This is a genomic window from Tabrizicola fusiformis, from assembly GCF_013328815.1.
Classification (GTDB): domain Bacteria; phylum Pseudomonadota; class Alphaproteobacteria; order Rhodobacterales; family Rhodobacteraceae; genus Fuscibacter.
Genome location: NZ_JABUHN010000008.1, coordinates 79,346 through 95,953, shown reverse-complemented (window position 1 = coordinate 95,953; position 16,608 = coordinate 79,346). Strand labels below are relative to the sequence as shown.

The following is a 16,608-nucleotide window of genomic DNA, read 5'->3' as shown; positions in this document are numbered from 1 at the left end:
ATGTCGAACCGATTGATGGCGCTGATTTTCGGCCTTGCCCTTGGACTTTCGGCGGTGATTGCCCCGGCGCAGGAAATGGGCGTGACCTTTGGCGGGCTGAAGGCCGATACCTCGCTTCCTGTCGAGGTGAAGGCAGATACGCTCGCCGTCGATCAGGTCAGCGGTCAGGCCAGCTTTACCGGCAATGTTCTGGTGGTGCAGGGCGAGATGCGGCTTTCCGCCGATGAAGTGCGGGTGGAATATGCCAAAGAGGCCGGCAAGATCGCCCGGCTTCATGCCAAGGGCAAGGTGCTTCTGGTCAATGCGACCGATGCCGCGGAAGCTTCGGAAGCGGTCTATACCATCGACACGGGCGAGGTGGTGATGACCGGCTCGGTTCTCTTGACCCAAGGGCAGGCGGCGATCCGCGGGCAAAAGCTGGTGATCGACCTGAAATCGGGCACCGGGCGGATGGAAGGCGGCGTCACCACCACCTTCGTCCCCGGAGGCAACTGATGCCCGGCCTGACCGTGACCGAGGGCGATGCGGGCCTGTCGATCCGCAACCTGCGCAAAAGCTACAAGCGCCGTCCGGTGATCCGTGATGTCACGATCCAGTTGAACCGGGGCGAGGTGGTGGCGCTTCTCGGCCCCAACGGCTGCGGCAAGACCACGACCTTTTACGCCATTGCCGGGCTGATCATGCCCGAAGGTGGGCAGGTGATGATCGACGGGCGCGATGTGACCGCGCTGCCGATGTATCGCCGCGCCCGGCTGGGCATCGGCTATCTGCCGCAGGAGGTCTCGATCTTCCGGGGGCTTTCGGTCGAGGACAACATCCTGTCGGTTCTGGAAATCCGCGAGCCGGACCGCCACAAGCGGCGCGAGCGGCTTGAGGAACTGCTGTCCGAGTTTTCCATCACCCATCTGCGCCGTGCGCCCGCGCTGGCCCTGTCAGGAGGGGAGCGGCGGCGGGTGGAAATCGCCCGCTGTCTGGCGGCGGACCCGAAATACCTGTTGCTGGATGAACCCTTTGCCGGGGTGGACCCGATTGCGGTGGGCGAAATCCGCCATCTTGTCCACGATCTGAAAAGCCGGGGAATCGGCGTGCTGATCACCGATCACAACGTGCGCGAGACGCTCGATATCGTGGATCGCGCCTATATCTTGCACGACGGTGTTGTGCTGAAAGCCGGCACCACGGATGAGATCGTGAAAGACGAAATGGTCCGCCGCGTCTACCTCGGCGAGAATTTCCGCATCATTTGACCCTGCGGTCACGCGGCGGTTGACAAGTGCCCGCACCCGTTCCCAAATGAAGGGGATGCGAGCGAACCACGCCCTGCCCTGTCCCCTCTGCCGCGGCCGCGATCCGGCCCCGCCGCTTAGTGACTGTGCGGGCCTACCCCTTTCCAGCGATGGGAAAACCCAGGCCCGGGGTTCCTCCCGGGCCCCTAGAAGCGACGTGTAGAGGAGGCATCATGCGCTACCAGATCAGCGGCAAACAGATCGACATCGGTGAGGCGTTGCAGACCCATGTGAAGGCCGAACTCGGCGAAGTGGTCGAGAAATATGCCCAGCGTCCGACCGAAGCCGTGATCGTGTTCTCGCGTTCGGCCCATGAGTTCGTCTGCGAGACGGTCATCCATCTGGCCACCGGGCTGAACGCCCAAGCCAAGGGCCATGCCACTGAAATCTATGCCGCTTTTGAAAGCTGCCGCGAAAAGATGGACAAGCAGCTTCGCCGCTACAAGCGCCGTTTGCGCAACCATCACCGCGACCGTCCGCAGCCCGTTGAATTCGGCGCCGGTGCGTCCTATATCCTCGCGCCAACCGAGGAGCCGGACGAAGCCGACACCGAAGCCCTGCAACCCGTGGTCGTTGCCGAGATGGAGACGAAGATTCCTTCGATCACCGTCGGTGAAGCCGTGATGCAGCTTGAGCTTGGGGGGCAGCGGATGCTGGTCTTTCGGAACGAAGGACATGGCGGCGTGAATGTGGTGTATCGTCGGGATGACGGCAACATCGGCTGGATCGACCCGCGCAACAGCAAATGACGGCCCTGCGGCAGGGTCAAAGGAACAGGTAAGGCGATGGATCTGTCAAAGCTGCTGATCCCCGGCGCGGTGCGCGTCCTGGGACAGATGACCAGCAAGAAGCGGCTCTTCCAAGAGCTGGGTGAGATCGCCTTTCAAGCCCATGGCATTGCCGCGGCTTCGGCCTTTGACGGGTTGCAGGAGCGGGAGAGTCTGGGGCCGACCGGCGTCGGCAACGGCATTGCCCTGCCCCATGCGCGGCTGGAGGGGCTGACGAAAATCGTCGGCCTCTTCGTTCGTCTCGACAAGCCGCTGGATTACGAAAGCGTGGACCGTCAGCCGATCGACCTGGCCTTCTGCCTGCTGGCACCCAAGGATTCGGGTGTGGACCATCTCAAGGCGCTGGCTTTGGTCAGCCGGACCATGCGCGATGCCGGCGTCTGCGCCAAGCTGCGCGCCAACAATGACCCGGCCAAGCTTTACGCCATCCTGACCGAGGCGCGGGCCCCTCAGGCGGCGTAAGGCCGCCAGTCGGCAAAGCCATAGGCCGCGTAGTCGCGCCAGTAGGCGCCCCGCGCGGCCGCTTCAAGATCCGGGCCGTAGATGTCTTGCAAGGCGAAGGGTTCTGCGTCCCCGGCCTCGGGCAGCGGCGGCAGTTCCTGCCCGATTTCTGCGGCCAGAAAGGCGACGCCCGCCGCCAGCCGTTCTTCGCGCAGGATCACATCCGGCCCCTGCACCCCTGCAAAGCCCTGCAAAATGGCGCCTTGGGTGGCAAGTTGCGGCGGCACCTTCAACTCGGTCCGCCCGTTCAGGATGTGCTTGATCATGTCGAGAAAGACCAGCAACCCCTCCCGATACTCGGCAACGCTGGCATAGCCCTTGCCCTTGCCCGGAAGCTGATACTTGTGGACCCGTTTCAGATAGGGCCGCAGTTCCGGCATCCATTCGCGTTCGATGAAATCGGCAAAGGCGGCATGGGCGCGGGCCAGCGGGTGGCGGATCACGGTAAAGCTGCGCTGCCCCGGATGCGCCTCACGCCAGCGGCGCAGCGTCTGGCGGTCCATCCCCGTCGTGACCGGCCCCATCGCATTCAGCCATTTGCGGATGCGCGCCTCGGGCGCCGATTTCACCGGCAGGAACAAGAGCGGCTTCACCTCGGATGCCAGATATTGCGCGACGGTTCCGGCACGGCGCGGCTCAAAGTTCGGGGTATGATCAAGCGCGAAGAAGTCGATCTTCTTCAGCCCCTCGCGCATTTCCGCCGGGTTTGAAACCTTGTCCTCGATCGCTTCGGGGTTCTGCTTCTTGAAGCGGAAATCCAGTGCCTTGAGCCGCCCTTCGACACCCAGAAACCCCGCCAGCCCGTTCAACACATCAATGTCGAGGATATCCTCATAGTCGATGTAAAAGGCGGTCTGCCCGGTGGCTTGCAGCCGGTGCAGCAGGCGGCGCTGGAAGTGTTGCAGATGCTCAAGCCGCCGCTCGAACTGGTCCAGTTCAAAACGCGGGCGCACGGTTTTCAGGTGCTTGGTATTGGCCAGCCACCATTGGTCACTTTCCATGGCGATCTTCCAACTGATGAAGCTTTCCAGATGGTTGCGCGTCAGGATCACCTTGGCGACGGCAGGGTCATCGACCACAATGTCGAACACCCGCGGGTCATGGTCGTTGAAATAGCGAAAGCCGGACAGGCCCGGCGTCTGCGCCTTCATCGCCTGCAACAGGCTGCGCGGATCGGCGCCGCGCTGTTCGATGGTGACGCCCAGCATTTCCTGCTTGCCTTCGCCACCGATGAAATAGGGGTTGAACGCCTCGCCATGGCATTTCACGCCCGGAATGGCGTTCAGATTGGCTTCAAGAAAGTTGGAGCCTGTCCGCATCTCGGCAAAGATGACGAAGCTGGAAAACGGCACCTTGGCCATGGATCACTTTACCAGATAGGGGCGGCCACGCCGCGGATTGCTTGGGCGCAATTCGCCCGTGGCGGGGAAATCGCCCATCAGCACCGGCTGCATTCCCTGATTGCGCAGGTTTTGCAGGAATTGGCCAAAGCCGGTCAGGTCGGTCAGCCGCGGCACCTCGGTCAGCCGCCGCATCGAGCGCGGGCTGATTTCGTCAACGATGGTCTGCAACGGCTCCATCGGGTTCTCGACAAACTCGGCCAGCGTCCAGGTGCGGACCCGCGCCTTGACCCAGGGGCTGCGCAGGATATTCAGAAACTCTGCCTCGATCTTCTGCAACTCGGCGGCGTCGCGGCGGATGTCGCCGAAATTGCGGTTCGAGCGGAACAGCGGAATGGCCCATGCCCCCGAGATCACCGAGATCTGCGCATTCGGATCGCCCGCCATGAACCAGTTCAGCGCCTGCAGATCGCCCGGGCCATGCTGAAAGCACTGACGCTCCCCCCGGGTGTTCCACAGAAGATTGGTCAGAAAGCTTTTCGGGTTATAGTCGCGCAGCATCGCATTGTCGGACAACGCACCGTTATAGACCGCCTCGCCACCGGCGAATTCCACCTTGCCCGGGGCGAAAAGATGGCCGTGAACCCGGGTGCCGGTGGTCTTGCTCATCCAGAGTTCAAAATTCTCGAACACATCGGCAAAGCCTTCGAACACCGAATAGGGCGCGGCGGTGCGGCCGTTTTCCCAATTCTCGTTCGGATGGCGCGACTGCATGTAAAGCCCCGCGCGCCCCTTGGTCCGCCGTTCGATCGCCTTGGCGAACAGGCGGTCGATCTTGCCCGGGTTAGGCTCGGCAGTCTGGCTGGCGTGGTCGTCGGTCAGGAAGGTGCGGTAAAGCTTGTCGGCGTGCGGCCAGATCTTGCGCGCGACAAAGCAATCGGACCGCCGCAGGATTTGCAGGTGATCGTCATAGAAGATATGCGGCTTGCCCTGAAAATCGAACTTGGACAGGGTAAGAGAGCGGCTTTCGACATTGCCCGACACCTGCCGCACCAGCGTCTGGAAATAGCTTTCGTCGGGGATCCAGACCCGGCGAAAATAGGCATCGGTTTCCTCGCGGTCGGGGTTGTCCAGAATGGCCGACAGGGTGCGCCGCGTCAGGCACCACCACTGGCTGCCCAGATGCGGCACGATGCCGGTGGGAATGCGGCGGCGAAAGCCAAGGCGGCGCTGCAGGCGAACGTAACCGTCAAACAGCCGCCGTTGCCGGCGCCAACTGAACGGAAAGCGCAGGGTGAAGCGTTCGACATCCAGCCCGCCGATGGTCCAGCCCACATCCTCGGTGGTCACGCTTTCGATGAAATCGGTCTTGGGCCGTTCGTCGAGATAGCGCACCAACTCTTCGACCGGGCGCAGCGGCAGGCAAGAGCCGGAGGCAAGATAGACATGCCGCACCCCCGGAAAGTCGCGCAGGATCAGTTCGGACGCTTCCTGCGTGGCGGCCACAAGGCCCCATGTGCCCCATTCGCAGGCGTGCCGCCCCGAGAAGCGCACGTTCTTCAGATCCCCCAGCGCCTTGACCAGCCCGTCATGCGCCCGCCGCTTCACCCGCTTGTCCACATGGATCACCACCGGGCAATCCCGCTCGGCCCAGTGACGCGCCACCTGCGCCGCGCGGTCCAGCGCGGTGTGGCACAGCATCACAAAGCCCAGCGTGCCGCTTTTCATGCCCAGTTCCCCTTGGACATGAGGCCGAGAATCTCAAGCTGGCGCCAGTTGATGTATTTCTCGCTCCACTTGCACCAGAGATCGGGTTCCACCGCGGTGGCAAGTCGATAGGCGCGGTATTCGTGGCTGTTGGCGTAGTGCTGTTTGCGCTCCATCTCCTCTTCGGCCTTGCGCGCGAAGGTGTCGAGGAATTTGGCATGTAGCAGAACGCCCGACGCTTTTTCCCCGCCCCATTCGTCATAGGTCTGGTTCAGGCCGCGCGGCAAAAGCATGTGGGTCGAGCTGACATAGGCATAATCGCGGTGCCATTTGACCAGCGGAATCTTGTTCAGCGCCGGCGCCCGTTCGGGCGCATCGGCAAAGAACATCCGCATTCGCGGCCCGCCCTGAATCCACAGGTTGCCGTATTTGTGGTTGCGGGTGATGGTGTAATTCCCGCTGTCGAACCAGGGGGCAATCTCGAACGGGTCTTGCCCTTCGTTGTAGGGCAGCGCATCGAACGGCCCCTTGGGATACATGTCCAAGAGCATCGCCGAAAACGACTTGATCGACGAGGCATCCAGCCAGTCGGTCAGCGCCCGCAGTGGGCGGGTGTCGCAGAACGGATAGACAAAGAATTCGTCGGGATCGACAACAAGGCACCAGCGGCCATGGCCGTATTTCATTTGCAGCCAGTTCAGCCAGTCCACCCCGAAGCGCGACCTTTTGTAGCTGGCCGGTGTGGTCCAGAGCGAGACATCGGGCTGTTCGGCAAGGTATTCGCGCCCGCCATCGTCGCTGTCATTGTCCACCATAAGAAAATGGTTGATGCCCATATCGCGGTAGTAGCGCAGGAAATGCGGCAGGCGGACCCGTTCGTTGCGGAAGGTGGTGAAAACCAAAAGCTGATCGCCGCGGATCAGATTGGTCCGGTCTGTCACCGGGCGCAGTTCCCGCCGCTTGCGGAAAGCGCGGATCCGCCACCGTTTGCGGGCAAGTCGCAACATATACCGCGAGAAAACGCTCAAATCCCTGCTCTTCCGGTTGCGGCCGTTCCCATCCGGTCCGAAGTATCATGCAACGCTTAAGACGATCTTGAAATGATCTTCCCAACGGGGAATCCGCACCCCACACCCCTGCACGCCTTCACCCGGCGGTTCGGCCGCCTTCCTTGCGATTGTTTCTGCCCAAGAGTAACTGTCCCCAAGGGGCAGGTAAACCGGATAGTCGCCCAGAAGTTCGCGCGTGACGGCAAGTTCCCCTGCGATGACGGGGGCGCCAAGGGCGGCGGCCTCCAGCGGCGGCAGGCCGAACCCCTCGGCAAGGCTGGGAAACAGCAGGGCCCGCGCGCCTGAAAGCAGCGTTGTGACCGACCCGTCCGGCAGCCCGGACAGCACGCGCACCGGCCCATCCGACGGCAGCGCATCCAGCCGGGCCAGCAGCCCCGCGTCGGCCCAGCCCCGGTTGCCGATGATGTAAAGCTGTGGTGCCGGGTCCAGCCGGTCCCAGGCGTCCAGCAGCAGGCCAAGGTTCTTGCGCGGCTCGATCGTGCCCAGGGCGACGAACCACGGGGCAACCGGGTGCAGCCCGGGGGGCAGGGGCGCGGGCGCGGCCACACGCACACCGATCGGCGCCACGATGCCCGGCGGTATCCGGCCCAGCCGGGCCAGTTGCGCTTCCGTCCGGGTTCGGGTGTCTTCAGTGAGGTGAAGCACCCGGTCGGCATGGGTGGCGACGGCGGCCAGTTTGCGCCGGAATGGTTCCACGGTATCGGCGCGGGCCAGATGCGGATGGTCCAGCGGGATGGTGTCGTGGATCATTACCATTACCCGCATCCCTGCCGCCCGGATCGCCGCAAGGCTGCGGTCCGACAGGTTACTGTGCCCGACATTCAGATAGACCCCGCCCTGCGGCAGGTGCCGCCGCAGCATCCGCGCCAGCCCGCTCGGCAGGCAGCGCGCCAGCGACAGCCGCCGCGCCAGCGTCTCGGCCCGGGCGCGCAGCGGGTCACGGCGATGGCCCAACCGCGACAGGATATCCCCCCGCGCGGGCAGCGCGCTGTCCAGAAGCCGCGCCATTCCAGCCCGATCCAGCAGCAAAAAGCCCGCCGCGCTGCGGATCAGCGCAAAGGCGGGCTTTTCCCCGTTCACCAGATGGGTCAGCCACTGTGCCTCGACCCGGTCGATGCCGGTCATCGGCCCCCGGCCCAGACGCGACACCAGTCGCGTCAGGTCCAGAAGCCGGGTGGCAGGCACCGTTACTGCGCCGCCTTTTGCAGCGCCACCATGTCATGCAGATAGGCGTTGAACTCGTCCCGCAGGTCGGGCCGGGCAAGGCCAAAGGCCACGGTCGCCTGCAGGAACCCCGCCTTCGAGCCGCAGTCATAGCGCTGCCCCCGGAAGCGGAAGCCATAGACCTCGCCGTTGGCGACCTCTTCGGCAATGGCGTCGGTCAGTTGAATCTCGCCGCCCGCGCCATGCTTCATCTTGTTGAGGTTGGTCATCACCTTGGGCGACAGGATATAGCGCCCGATCACCGCAAGGTTCGACGGGGCCTCTTCCGCCTTGGGCTTTTCGACCATGCCCTTGGCCTTGACGATCGAGCCCATGTCCTCGCCGATGTCCAGAACGCCATAGGCGCTGGCCTTTTCCGGCGGAACCTCCATCGCGGCGACCATGTTGCCGCCGGTCTGCTCATAGGCTTCGACCATTTGTTGCAGGCAGGGCTTTTCGGCCGCGATCACATCATCGGGCAGCAGAACGGCAAAAGGCTCGTTCCCGATCATCCGGCGGGCACACCAGACGGCATGGCCAAGGCCAAGCGGGCGGTCCTGACGCAGATAGGCGATGGCGCCCGAATCCATGTTGGTATCCTTGAGGATATCCAGCAACTGCTCTTTCCCGGCTTTCTTGAGCGAGGATTCCAGCTCGGGCGCGCGGTCAAAGTAATCCTCCAGCGCGGATTTCCCGCGCGAGGTGACGAAGATGAATTCCTTGATGCCGGCGGCGCGGGCCTCGTCGATCGCATATTGGATCAGCGGGCGGTCAACCAGCGTCATGATTTCCTTGGGAATCGATTTGGTGGCGGGAAGAAAGCGCGTTCCCAGTCCTGCGACCGGGAAGATAGCCTTCGTCACTTTCCTTTTGCTCATTCGCTTGCTCTCGAACTGCTCAATTGATTTGCGCTCTGGCACGGTTGCCAGGGCGGGGAGGCGGGCTGCCGGCTGGCAACATGCGTTGCGCTTTGCCCGTCAATGCACAGCCAATAGCATAGAACAATCCCATTGCGGAGGGGGAGTTTCAGGCGTTTTCGTCCAATTGCGTCAGGAAGAACCTGATATCGGGCGACATTTTGCCAACCAGCCCAGTTCCTGTGCGATGCGGGTGCCGAACCGGACCAGCCGGAAGCGGGGGCCGCGCCGGTCCGAGCGCCCGAACAGCCCCCCCTCCTGCAGCCAGACCCCCGAAGCGGTCAGCGTCAGGCGATGCGGTCTGGCGGTTGGGGACAGGCACAGCACCGTCACGATGGCGCCGGCCCTGGCCGCCTGACCCGCGCGGGCCAACAGGCCGCGGCGTTGCCAGAAGCGCCCGGTCAGAACCAGCCCGGGGCGCGGCCCGGTTCCGGGCAGCGGGGCAAAGCCGGTGGCGGGCGGGATGGGCGGCAGGGGTGGCAAGGGGCGCCTGCCGCCGTCATGCAGCCCGTCCATCAGGCTTTGCAGCAGCGCCGTGGCTTCGGCCGCCGTGATCCGCCGGGCGGCCCGCAGCGCGGCGATGCGCGCCTTCTGGCCCGCAATCAGGGCGGCGATGGCCGCCGCTGTCGGTTGGGGCTGATGACGGCGCAACAGACATTGCGTCGAAGCGCCGATATCATGCAGCGACAAGGGCACCCGATCGGCCCGGCGCCGGGCACTTTCGGCAAAGCCATGCACCAACTGCGCGAGCGGCACCACCGCCGTCACCGCCTGCAGCCGCAGGTTCACATCCACCTCATCCAGATAAAACCGGAAGGCCGGGTCAAAACCGCCGATGGCCAGCAGGGGATCGCGGCGAAAGGCGCAATTGGTGCCTTGGGTCTTGATCACGCGGCCCGCTTCGGGGGCAAAGACACCGCCCGTCTCGGCCAGCTCGAACGGATGGTCCTGTCCCTCGCCGTCCACCCAAGCTGCGCCCCATTGCCGCGAGATGCCGTTGCGCCCCCGGACAAAGCCGGTGGCGGCACCGATCTGCGGATCGTGAAACGGCGCCGTCAGCCGCGACAGCCATGTCGGTTCCGCCGTGGCATCGTCGTCGATGAAGGCCACAACCGGCGCGGCGGCCAGTGCCAGCCCGGCATTGCGCGCCGCCGAGATGTTGGGCTGGTCGAACGGCACCAGCCGCAGGGCCAGCCCGGTGGCACGGGCGGCGGCGATACCACCGGGGTCTGCCACCACGATCACCTCAAAATTCGGGTGGTCCTGTTGGGCCAGCGCCACCAGACAGCAATGCAGCGCCGCCGCGCGGTGGCGGCTGACCACGATCACGCTGGCGACGGGCGGAGTCATCCCATCGCGGCCATCATCGCCTCGATCACCGGAACGTCGCTGGGGTTGTTCAATTCCCAGAACTGGCGGCCTTGCGCCTGAACCTCGACGCACAGCACTTTGCGGCCGTTTTCCAGAAACCGAAGCTGCTCCAGCCCTTCAAGCGTTTCCAGCGGGCCGACGGGCCAGCCGGGATAGGCCCGCAGCGCGGCAGGGCGATAGGCATAGACGCCGACATGGTGAAACACCGGGGTCGGTTCCTCGTCAGCATAGGTCTTGCCGGTATAGGGGATCACTTCCTTGGAAAAGTAGAGCGCGCGGCCCCCGGCGCCGAACACCGCCGTTGTGCCGCCGACCCGGCCCGCGCGGCGGTCGGCCAAAAAGCCGGCCACAGCCCGCCCGTCACAGCGCAGCACCGGGGTTGCGATATCCGCCTCGGGGTCGGCCAGAAGGCCCGCCACCAGCCCCTCGACGAACCAGGCGGGCGTCAGCGGCGCATCGCCTTGCAGGTTCACCACCACGTCGAAGCCGGGCAGAAGGGCCGCCACTTCGGCACAACGCTCGGTTCCGTTCTGGCAGGTGGAGGAGGTCATCACCACCTCGGCGCCAAAGCCCGTTGCATGATCGGCAATGCGGGCGTCATCGGTGGCCACCACCACGCGGTCCACGCCCTTCACCGCAACCGCCGCCTCCCAGCTTCGCCGGATCAGGGTCTTGTCGCCATCGGGGCCTTTGAGCGAAACCAAGGGCTTGCCCGGATAGCGGGTGCTGGCATAGCGGGCGGGGATGGCGATAAGGACGCTCATTTCTGCAAGGTCACTCCGGGCGCATAGGCGATGAAGAACGGGTTGTCCCAGCCCGCCTTGCCATAGGCCAGCGGCGTATGGTCGTCAAAGCGCACCACATGGCCGCCCGCGCCGCGCAGCACGGCATCGCCTGCGGCGGTGTCCCATTCCATGGTGCGGCCAAGGCGGGGGTAAAGATCGGCCTCGCCCGTGGCGACAAGGCAGAATTTCAGGCTGCTGCCCGCCGATTTCATGTCCTTCACGGCATACTTGCCGATGTAGTCATCCGTCGCCTGATCGCGGTGGCTTTTCGAGGCCACCACCATCAGCGCGGCATTGTCGGGGCTGGAAACCCCAATCCGGCGCAGGGTGCCATCGGCCAGTTCCTCAACCGCCACACCATCGGCGCGGGTGTAGAACAGCCGCCCCTGCGCAGGCGCATAGACCACGCCCCGAACCGGCACGCCGTCCTGCACATAGGCGATGTTCACTGTGAAATCGCCACGGCGCTGCACGAATTCCTTGGTGCCATCCAGCGGATCGACGATCAGAAAGGTCTGCGCCGTCAGGGCGTGGCTGGCCGCCTGTTCTTCGGTGATCAGAACGACATCGGGAAACGCGGCGCGCAGCCCTGCCGAGATGATCGCATCCGCCGCCTCGTCCGCCTCGGTCACGGGGCTGCTGTCATCCTTGGACTTCACGGCGAAATCGGGGCCGTTATAGACCTCCATGATGCGCGCCCCGGCGTCGAGGGCCAGTTGGCGGATGACGGGAATCAGGCGGTCGAAATCCATAAACGCTCCCATGGCGGGGCCGGCGGCCCGCAACGTTGATTAAATCCAGCTTCCATCTTATCCTCGCTTGGAAAGGGAACGGCAAGATTTCCCGGTGCATAAGATCCAGAGGCGCGGCAGAGGAAGAGCGGATGTTTCGGCCAGAGATCAGGAAGGGCGGATTTCAGCGCGCCATGGCGCTGTTCGAGCTTATTTTCCACGCATCTGTCCGTCATGTCCGCAAGGCCCATGGCAATGCGGTGATCGGGCTGCTGACCTCGATCCTGCAGTCGATGATCGGCATTGGCATCATGTTCCTGTTGTCGCAGTTGATTGGCAACACCAACGCCCCGGTGCGCGGCGACCGGATGCTTTACATCATGTCGGGCATCTTCAGCTTCATGACGCATACCAAGTCGATCAGCGCCGTCGCCCGGTCTGACGGGCCGACCGCCTCGATGATGAAACACGCGCCGATGAATACCATCGTCTCGATCTCTTCGGCGGCGATCAGCGCGCTTTATCTGCAAACCCTGTCGGCGGCGGTGATCCTCTTCGCCTATCATGTGCTGTGGAACCCGATTTCAATTGATCAGCCGGTGGGCGTGCTTTGCATGTATCTGCTGGCTTGGCTTTCGGGCTGCGCCATCGGCATCGTGTTCAAGGCGGTCACCCCTTGGGCGCCGGATTTCTTCGGTCTGGCGACAACGGCCTATACGCGGGCGAACATGGTGTTTTCTGGCAAGCTGTTCCTCGCCAATGCCACGCCGATGCATATTCTGCACCTCTTCATGTGGAACCCGCTGTTCCATGTGATCGACCAGACCCGCGGCTTCATGTTCCTGAACTACACGCCGCATTACAGCTCGATCAATTACCCGATCATCGTAACCTGTGTGCTGGTCGTGGTCGGCCTGATGGGCGAGCAGTTCACCGCCAAGCGCGCCTCGGCAAGCTGGAGCGCGGGGCGGTGAGGGGGATTGCCCTTGCCCTGATGCTGGCTGGCCCTGCGGGTGCAGAGAGTCTTCCGGGTCTTTTCCGGGTGACCGGGGTTGCGGCGGGCGATGTTCTGAACATCCGGGCCGAACCTTCGGCCGGGGCCGCCATCCTTGGCAGCCTGCCGCCCGATGCCGCCGGGGTCGAGGTGGTGGCAGAACAGGGCGGTTGGGGTCTGGTCAGCACGGGTGAGGGGGCGGGTTGGGTGAAACTGTCGTTCCTCGCCCGGCAGCCGGGTGCCGAATGGTTTGCCCTGACACAGCCGCTGCGCTGCCTCGGGTCCGAGCCTTTCTGGTCCTTGGGGGTTGAACCGGCAACGCGGGTTGCCGTCTTTTCCACGCCCGAAGCCGGGGATGCCTTCACCACCCTCTCCACGCTCTGGCCCGGAGAGGACTGGCGGCAGGAGGCTGCTTTTGCCCTGCCGGACGGATTCGCCACCCTGACTGGCGGGCAATGCAGCGATGGCATGTCGGACCGCGTCTTTGGCATTGCGATCAAGCTTTACCGCCTGGGTGATGCGCCCGCCGTTCTGCAAGGTTGCTGTTCCCTCATGCCCTGAACTGCCGCCGAAACCCGCTGTTTTTTCCTGAAACGCGCTATTGCTGCGGATTCGTCACATTCCCGCCGCCTGCCCCGCTTGCAGCCCCAAAATTGCCCCCCTATATACGCCCGGAAGCCGGAACGGGCGGCCGCCCTTCCGGGTCTCACATGGGATCGGGTGGGAATGCCGTTACGGGTTCCGACCCACGAACATCGCCGAAGGAAAGGGACCACACATGGCCAAAGTCATTGGTATTGACCTCGGGACGACCAACTCTTGCGTCGCCATCATGGACGGCGCACAGCCCCGCGTCATCGAGAACTCGGAAGGCGCGCGCACCACGCCCTCCATCGTTGCCTTCACGGAAACCGAACGCCTTGTCGGCCAGGCCGCCAAGCGTCAGGCGGTCACCAACGCCGCCAACACCGTCTTTGCGGTCAAGCGCCTGATCGGGCGGCGCTATGACGATCCGGTGATCGTCAAAGACCAGAAGAACATGCCCTACAAGATCGTCAACGGCGGCAATGGCGATGCCTGGGTCGAAGTGCGCGGCGAGAAATATTCGCCCTCGCAGGTCTCGGCCTTCATTCTGCAAAAGATGCGCGAAACCGCTGAAAGCTATCTGGGCGAAACGGTCACCCAAGCGGTGATCACCGTTCCGGCCTATTTCAACGACGCCCAGCGTCAGGCCACCAAGGACGCGGGCAAGATCGCCGGTCTGGAAGTGCTGCGGATCATCAACGAACCGACAGCGGCTGCGCTGGCTTACGGCCTCGACAAGAAAGAGACCCGCACCATCGCGGTCTATGACCTTGGCGGCGGCACCTTCGACATCACCATTCTGGAAATCGACGACGGTCTGTTCGAAGTGAAATCGACCAACGGCGACACCTTCCTGGGTGGCGAAGACTTCGACATGCGGATCGTGAACTACCTCGCGGATGAGTTCAAGAAAGAGCATGGCGTTGACCTGTCGCTGGACAAGATGGCGCTGCAACGCCTGAAAGAGGCGGCTGAAAAGGCCAAGATCGAACTGTCGTCGGCCACGCAGACCGAAATCAACCAGCCGTTCATCTCGATGGACAAGAACACCGGCCAGCCGCTCCACCTTGTGGTGAAGCTGACCCGTGCCAAGCTGGAATCGCTGGTCGAAGATCTGATCAAGAAGTCGATCAAGCCCTGTCAGGCTGCGCTGAAAGACGCCGGCGTGACCACCGGCGACATCGACGAAGTGGTTCTGGTCGGCGGCATGACGCGGATGCCCCGCGTTCTGGAAGAAGTCACCAAGTTCTTCGGGAAAGAGCCCCACAAGGGCGTGAACCCCGATGAGGTCGTCGCTGCCGGTGCCGCCATTCAGGCCGGCGTGCTGCAGGGCGACGTCAAGGACGTGGTGCTGCTGGATGTGACCCCGCTGTCGCTGGGCATCGAAACGCTGGGTGGCGTGTTCACCCGGCTGATCGACCGCAACACCACGATCCCGACCAAGAAGAGCCAGATCTTCTCGACCGCCGAAGACAACCAGAACGCCGTGACGATCCGCGTGTTCCAGGGCGAGCGTGAAATGGCCGCCGACAACAAGATGCTCGGCCAGTTCAACCTTGAAAACATCCCGCCCGCCCCGCGCGGTATGCCGCAGATCGAGGTCACCTTTGACATCGACGCCAACGGCATCGTGTCGGTGAAGGCCAAGGACAAGGGCACGAACAAAGAACACCAGATCACCATCCAAGCTTCGGGTGGTCTGTCGGACGAAGACATCGAGAAGATGGTCAAGGACGCCGAGGCGAATGCCGAAGCCGACAAGGCCCGCAAGGATCTGGTCGAGACCAAGAATCAGGCCGAAAGCCTGCTGCACTCGACCAAGAAGTCGCTGGCCGAGCATTCGGACAAGGTTGATCCTTCGACCGTCGAGGCGATCGAACTGGCCATGGGTCCGCTGGAAGAGGCGCTGAAAGGCGAGGAAGTCGGCAAGATCAAGGGTGCCATCCAGAACCTGACCGAAGCCGCGATGAAGCTGGGCGAAGCCATCTACAAGGCGCAAGCCGATGCTTCGGATGGTGGCGATGAGCCGGGTCCGCGCGATGTGGATGATGACATCATCGACGCCGACTTCGAGGACATGGGCAACAACAAGCGGAAATAATCCGCTTGGGAACCAACCGGGGACGGCCTCACGGGCCGTCCCCTGCGTTCCCCTCAACGGGGTTTTCCCATGGCAAAGCGCGATTACTATGAAACTCTCGGAGTGGCCAAAGGGGCCTCGGCGGAAGAGCTGAAGAAAGCCTACCGCACGAAAGCCAAAGAGCTGCACCCCGACCGCAATTCCGACAATCCCAACGCCGAAGCCCAGTTCAAGGAAGTGAACGAGGCTTATGACGTGTTGAAGGACGCCGACAAGAAGGCGGCCTATGACCGTTTCGGCCATGCCGCCTTTGAAGGCGGTGGCGGCGGCGGCGGACAGCGCGGCGGTTTCGGCCAGCAGGGCGATTTCGCTTCCGCTTTCTCGGATGTGTTCGAGGATCTGTTCGGCGATTTCATGGGCGGCGGGCGCGGCGGCGGCGGGGGCCGGGCGCGGGCGCAGCGCGGGTCGGACCTGCGCTATAACCTGCGGGTTTCGCTGGAAGAGGCTTACAAGGGCGTCCAGAAGACGATCTCGGTGCCGACCTCGGTCGCCTGCGACACCTGCCGGGGCACGGGGGCCGAGGGCGGCGCCGAGCCGGTGACCTGCCCGACCTGTTCGGGCATGGGCAAGGTGCGAGCGCAGCAGGGCTTTTTCACGGTCGAGCGGACCTGTCCGACCTGCAACGGCGCCGGTCAGATCGTCAAGAACCCCTGCAAGGTCTGCGCCGGTCACGGCCGGGTCGAGAAAGAGCGTTCGCTGTCGGTCAACATCCCGGCCGGGGTGGAAACCGGCACCCGCATCCGGCTGGCCGGTGAGGGTGAGGCGGGCCTGCGCGGCGGGCCGACGGGCGATCTTTACATCTTCATCGAGGTCAGGGACCACGCGCTGTTCCAACGCGACGGTACCAACCTGTTCTGCCGCGTGCCGATCAGCTTTACCGCGGCGGCGCTGGGCGGCGAGGTCGAGGTGCCCACCATCGACGGCGGCGCGAGCCGCGTGAAGGTGCCTGCGGGCAGCCAGACCGGCAAGCAGATGCGCCTGCGCGCCAAGGGGATGCCTGCCCTGCGCGGCGGCGGCGTGGGCGACATGATGATCGAGCTGGCGGTGGAAACCCCGGTGAACCTGACCGCCCGCCAGCGTGAATTGCTGCGCGAGTTCGAGGCCCTGTCGGAAGAGAACCACCCCGAGGGGACGAGCTTCTTTTCCAAGGTCAAGGGCTTCTGGGACGGGATGAAGGGCGCGTAGGATGG

At 63.8% G+C, this 16,608-nt stretch carries 16 protein-coding genes; 8 read left to right on the top strand and 8 right to left on the bottom strand.

Annotated features, from left to right (window positions below):
- The 4 genes from lptA to HS053_RS14020 all read left to right on the top strand — a co-directional run bounded on the left by lptA (position 1) and on the right by HS053_RS14020 (position 2,536).
- Complete coding sequence (gene lptA, locus HS053_RS14035; protein ID WP_174211885.1) at positions 1-495, top strand: lipopolysaccharide transport periplasmic protein LptA; 495 nt, start codon at positions 1-3, stop codon at positions 493-495.
- A complete protein-coding gene (gene lptB / locus HS053_RS14030) occupies positions 495-1,247 on the top strand; it encodes an LPS export ABC transporter ATP-binding protein (RefSeq protein WP_174211884.1) in 753 nt (250 codons plus the stop codon). Before lptA ends, lptB begins: the two co-directional genes overlap by 1 nt.
- Before the next feature lie 212 nt (positions 1,248-1,459).
- Entirely contained in the window at positions 1,460-2,035 is a 576-nt protein-coding gene (gene hpf / locus HS053_RS14025; protein WP_174211883.1) for a ribosome hibernation-promoting factor, HPF/YfiA family, read from the top strand.
- A 36-nt stretch (positions 2,036-2,071) separates the two neighbouring features.
- Positions 2,072-2,536 (top strand): PTS sugar transporter subunit IIA, encoded by a 465-nt coding sequence (locus HS053_RS14020; protein ID WP_174211882.1) that lies wholly within the window; start codon positions 2,072-2,074, stop codon positions 2,534-2,536.
- Here HS053_RS14020 and HS053_RS14015 read toward each other — a convergent pair.
- From HS053_RS14015 to cysQ, 8 genes are all read right to left on the bottom strand, one after another.
- On the bottom strand, positions 2,524-3,936 hold the full coding sequence (locus HS053_RS14015; protein ID WP_174211881.1) for a nodulation protein NodH: 1,413 nt from the start codon (positions 3,934-3,936) through the stop codon (positions 2,524-2,526). The genes HS053_RS14020 and HS053_RS14015 overlap by 13 nt on opposite strands.
- A gap of 3 nt (positions 3,937-3,939) precedes the next feature.
- Complete coding sequence (locus tag HS053_RS14010) at positions 3,940-5,643, bottom strand: beta-1,6-N-acetylglucosaminyltransferase (protein WP_241699869.1); 1,704 nt, start codon at positions 5,641-5,643, stop codon at positions 3,940-3,942.
- Positions 5,640-6,629, bottom strand: a complete 990-nt coding sequence (locus HS053_RS14005; RefSeq protein WP_174211880.1) for a glycosyltransferase family 2 protein — start codon at positions 6,627-6,629, stop codon at positions 5,640-5,642. Before HS053_RS14005 ends, HS053_RS14010 begins: the two co-directional genes overlap by 4 nt.
- A gap of 66 nt (positions 6,630-6,695) precedes the next feature.
- On the bottom strand, positions 6,696-7,877 hold the full coding sequence (locus HS053_RS22605; RefSeq protein ID WP_174211879.1) for a glycosyltransferase: 1,182 nt from the start codon (positions 7,875-7,877) through the stop codon (positions 6,696-6,698).
- 2 nt (positions 7,878-7,879) lie between these two features.
- The gene (gene galU / locus HS053_RS13995; RefSeq protein WP_174211878.1) at positions 7,880-8,773 is read right to left on the bottom strand and encodes a UTP--glucose-1-phosphate uridylyltransferase GalU; all 894 of its coding nucleotides are present in this window, start codon (positions 8,771-8,773) and stop codon (positions 7,880-7,882) included.
- Between the two features lie 171 nt (positions 8,774-8,944).
- A complete protein-coding gene (locus tag HS053_RS13990; protein ID WP_174211877.1) occupies positions 8,945-10,162 on the bottom strand; it encodes a glycosyltransferase family 2 protein in 1,218 nt (405 codons plus the stop codon).
- Positions 10,159-10,947: a 3-deoxy-manno-octulosonate cytidylyltransferase gene (locus HS053_RS13985; protein ID WP_174211876.1), complete on the bottom strand. Its 789-nt coding sequence runs from the start codon at positions 10,945-10,947 to the stop codon at positions 10,159-10,161. The genes HS053_RS13990 and HS053_RS13985 overlap by 4 nt, the downstream gene beginning before the upstream one ends.
- Positions 10,944-11,720 carry a 3'(2'),5'-bisphosphate nucleotidase CysQ gene (cysQ, locus tag HS053_RS13980; protein WP_174211875.1) on the bottom strand — a complete coding sequence of 259 codons (777 nt, stop codon included), beginning with the start codon at positions 11,718-11,720 and terminating at the stop codon, positions 10,944-10,946. Before cysQ ends, HS053_RS13985 begins: the two co-directional genes overlap by 4 nt.
- A 131-nt stretch (positions 11,721-11,851) precedes the next feature.
- On the opposite strand from cysQ, the gene HS053_RS13975 reads away from it, so the two are divergent.
- The 4 genes from HS053_RS13975 (at position 11,852) to dnaJ (ending at position 16,603) form a co-directional block, all read left to right on the top strand.
- Positions 11,852-12,673 carry an ABC transporter permease gene (locus HS053_RS13975; RefSeq protein WP_174211874.1) on the top strand — a complete coding sequence of 274 codons (822 nt, stop codon included), beginning with the start codon at positions 11,852-11,854 and terminating at the stop codon, positions 12,671-12,673.
- Complete coding sequence (locus HS053_RS13970) at positions 12,670-13,254, top strand: SH3 domain-containing protein (RefSeq protein ID WP_347233332.1); 585 nt, start codon at positions 12,670-12,672, stop codon at positions 13,252-13,254. Before HS053_RS13975 ends, HS053_RS13970 begins: the two co-directional genes overlap by 4 nt.
- Before the next feature lie 217 nt (positions 13,255-13,471).
- On the top strand, positions 13,472-15,379 hold the full coding sequence (dnaK, locus tag HS053_RS13965) for a molecular chaperone DnaK (RefSeq protein WP_174211873.1): 1,908 nt from the start codon (positions 13,472-13,474) through the stop codon (positions 15,377-15,379).
- Positions 15,380-15,448: 69 nt separating this feature from the next.
- Positions 15,449-16,603 (top strand): molecular chaperone DnaJ, encoded by a 1,155-nt coding sequence (gene dnaJ / locus HS053_RS13960; RefSeq protein WP_174211872.1) that lies wholly within the window; start codon positions 15,449-15,451, stop codon positions 16,601-16,603.
- Positions 16,604-16,608 lie beyond the last annotated feature (5 nt).